This window comes from Pedobacter nutrimenti (genome assembly GCF_032678445.1).
Lineage (GTDB): Bacteria > Bacteroidota > Bacteroidia > Sphingobacteriales > Sphingobacteriaceae > Pedobacter > Pedobacter nutrimenti_A.
The window spans coordinates 1-3,174 of record NZ_JAVTSQ010000033.1 but is presented as its reverse complement, the minus strand read 5'-3'; the positions used below and the strand labels follow the sequence as shown (position 1 = coordinate 3,174).

General features: G+C 37.2%; 2 protein-coding genes. Both read left to right on the top strand.

The genetic code is table 11. The features are described from left to right. Nucleotides 1-321 precede the first annotated feature (321 nt). Nucleotides 322-2,280 carry a nucleoside-diphosphate sugar epimerase/dehydratase gene (locus tag R2S08_RS28750; RefSeq protein WP_316838343.1) on the top strand — a complete coding sequence of 653 codons (1,959 nt, stop codon included), beginning with the start codon at nucleotides 322-324 and terminating at the stop codon, nucleotides 2,278-2,280. Between the two features lie 23 nt (nucleotides 2,281-2,303). Next, a complete protein-coding gene (gene rfbA / locus R2S08_RS28745) occupies nucleotides 2,304-3,164 on the top strand; it encodes a glucose-1-phosphate thymidylyltransferase RfbA (RefSeq protein ID WP_316838342.1) in 861 nt (286 codons plus the stop codon). Nucleotides 3,165-3,174 lie beyond the last annotated feature (10 nt).

Below are 3,174 nucleotides of genomic sequence, written 5' to 3'. Positions count from 1 at the left end.
TCGAATGTTGTTTGATGTAATTGCTTTTAATTGGCTGACTATCATTTTCTTTTCGATTTTGAGACCGGGAGGAAGGATCGGCTAACTCAGATGGATTAGATATACGGTTTAACATTTACTGTAATTCTTTTGGATAATCGAGCTAACAAACAATTAGTTAAATATATATAAAAGGTGATCTAATGAGATGTGAATGGATAGATTTAAGGCTTTGTTTATTTCTTCTGAAAAGAAATTAGTCCTGAATTTATATCCATACATTTACCAAAAGGAATTTTGGTTCAATTATTGTTAAGTTTGGCATATTGATTAAAATTAGACATGTTTTCTAAACTGGAAATTGTACCTCGCTGGATTATCTTTGCCATAGATATTTGCCTAAGTATATTTGCTATGACTTTAGCTAAAGTATTGAAGCATAATTTTATTATTGAGGATATCAATATACTTGCATTTTACAAATCTATGGTGGCCGTTATTGTAGTCAATGGATTGGTGTTTGTGAATATTAAAACCTATGCCGGGATTGTGCGTTATACTTCAGCTCAGGACTCTTTCCGGATTTTATTCTCAGTTTTAGCCAGTACTTTTATTCTTTTCTTCGTTAATGCTGCTTTTATAGCCTTTAGTGCTCTACCTTTCTTAAGCAACGTTACTGTCATCACTTATTCTTTGTTTAGTTTTCTTTTCCTGATTACTTATCGAATATTGGTGAAGTACTTTTTCATGTACATTAAAAATGCAAGCTTAGACAAAATTAGAATTATCATTTACGGTGCTGGTGAAGCGGGTTTGGCCACTAAACGTACTTTTGACCATGATAATAAGGTCAATAAGAACATCATTGCTTTTGTGGATGATGATTTTAGGAAAGTTGGCAAAACTATAGATGGTATAAGGATATTAAATGCAGCACATCTGGAAGATTTGATTGTCAAACATGAAGTAGATGAAGTGATTTTTGCCAGTTATACAATTCCAGCTGAGCGTAAAGAACAGGTGGTCGATACCTGTTTGGAAAATAATGTAAAGATTTTGAATATCCCTCCTCCAGAAGTTTGGGCCAGGGGTGATGTGAGTACAGCTCAAATTCAAAATATCAATATAGAAGACCTTCTAAATAGGAAAACCATACAAATTGATACTGATGGGATTCAAAAGGAATTAAAAGGCAAACGAATCTTGATTACGGGTGCAGCAGGTTCCATTGGAAGTGAAATTGTTCGCCAGTTGATGAAGTTTGAAACTGGTTTGATCATCATGTGCGATCAGAGTGAAACTGCATTGCACGACTTGTATCTTGAACTGGAGGAAAAACACAAGAACTCCAATTTCCATGCTTTCATAGGTGATGTAAAAGATAAACAGCGTATGGATTTCATGTTTAACTTTTTTAAGCCGCAATACGTCTATCATGCTGCAGCCTATAAACATGTTCCCATGATGGAGGATAATCCGGCAGAAGCGATTAAAACGAATGTTCTGGGAACAAAAACGATAGCTGATCTCTCTGTAAAGTATGGTATACAGAAATTCGTAATGATTTCTACAGATAAAGCGGTTAACCCAACCAATGTGATGGGAGCATCAAAACGAATTGCAGAGATTTATGTACAGTCACTGAACAATTCTCTGAACAGTTCAGATGTGATCTTCCAAAATGGCTTGAGTTATATCAATGACCTGCATGTTAAGCCAATTACGAAATTCATCACTACCCGTTTTGGAAATGTGCTTGGATCAAATGGTTCTGTCATTCCAAGATTTAAACAACAAATCGAAAAGGGGGGGCCGGTTACCGTAACCCATCCGGAGATCACCCGGTATTTTATGACCATTCCTGAGGCTTGCCGTCTGGTTTTAGAGGCGGGTTGCATGGGAAAAGGAGGAGAGATCTTTGTTTTTGACATGGGCAAATCCGTTAAGATCGTAGAACTGGCGAAAAAAATGATCCGTCTTGCGGGATTGGTGCCGAACGAGGATATTAAAATTGCCTATTCTGGTTTAAGACCTGGAGAAAAGTTATTCGAAGAGTTGTTGAACGACAATGAGAATACTATGCCTACGCATCATGAAAAAATCATGATCGGTCGGGTTAGGGAATATGTTTTCAATGAAATTGAAAGCCAGATCTATACTCTGCTTGCACATGCGGGAACGAATGACAACCGGAATGTAGTTTTGCAAATGAAAACTATCGTTCCTGAGTTTAAAAGCAAGAACTCTAAGTTTGAGGAACTTGATGGAGTAAATGAACAATTGTCGTCTAAACAATCTTAATATATAATCTAAAATTTACAATTTTGAAGGGAATAATCCTAGCTGGCGGAAGTGGTACAAGGCTTCACCCCCTAACTTTGGTGATGAGCAAGCAAATGATGCCTGTTTATGATAAACCAATGATTTATTATCCTTTGTCAACATTAATGCTGGCAGGGATTAATGAAATTCTCATTATTTCTACACCCCATGATCTACCTAATTTTGAAAAATTACTTGGTGACGGGAGTACTTTAGGCTGTAAGTTTTCTTATGCAGTTCAGGAAGTTCCAAATGGATTGGCTCAGGCATTCGTTATTGGTGCCGATTTTATAGGGAAAGATAAAGTTGCCCTGGTACTTGGGGATAATATTTTTTATGGTGATGGAATGGCCAGGTTACTTCAAAGTAGCTCTAATCCTAATGGAGGAGTGGTGTTTGCTTATAAAGTGGCTGATCCAGAACGTTATGGTGTGGTGGAATTTGATGAGGAGAACAATGCGGTTTCCATTGAAGAGAAACCTGTTGCCCCTAAATCTGACTATGCTGTGCCGGGGTTGTATTTCTACGATAATAGCGTAGTTGAAATTGCTAGAAACATTAAACCGTCACCTCGTGGGGAGTACGAGATTACAGATGTTAATAAGGTTTACCTGGAACAAGGTAAATTGAAAGTAGGTGTACTGAGCAGGGGAACCGCATGGCTGGATACAGGAACCTTTGCTTCATTAATGCAAGCTGGTCAGTTTGTACAAGTGATAGAAGAGCGTCAAGGCTTGAAAATTGGTTGTATTGAAGAAGTGGCTTACCGAATGGAATTTATAGATAAGGATCAGTTGAAAGGTATTGCACAGCCGTTAGTTAAAAGTGGTTACGGTGCCTATTTGTTAAAACTTTTAAAATAGCATGAATTCT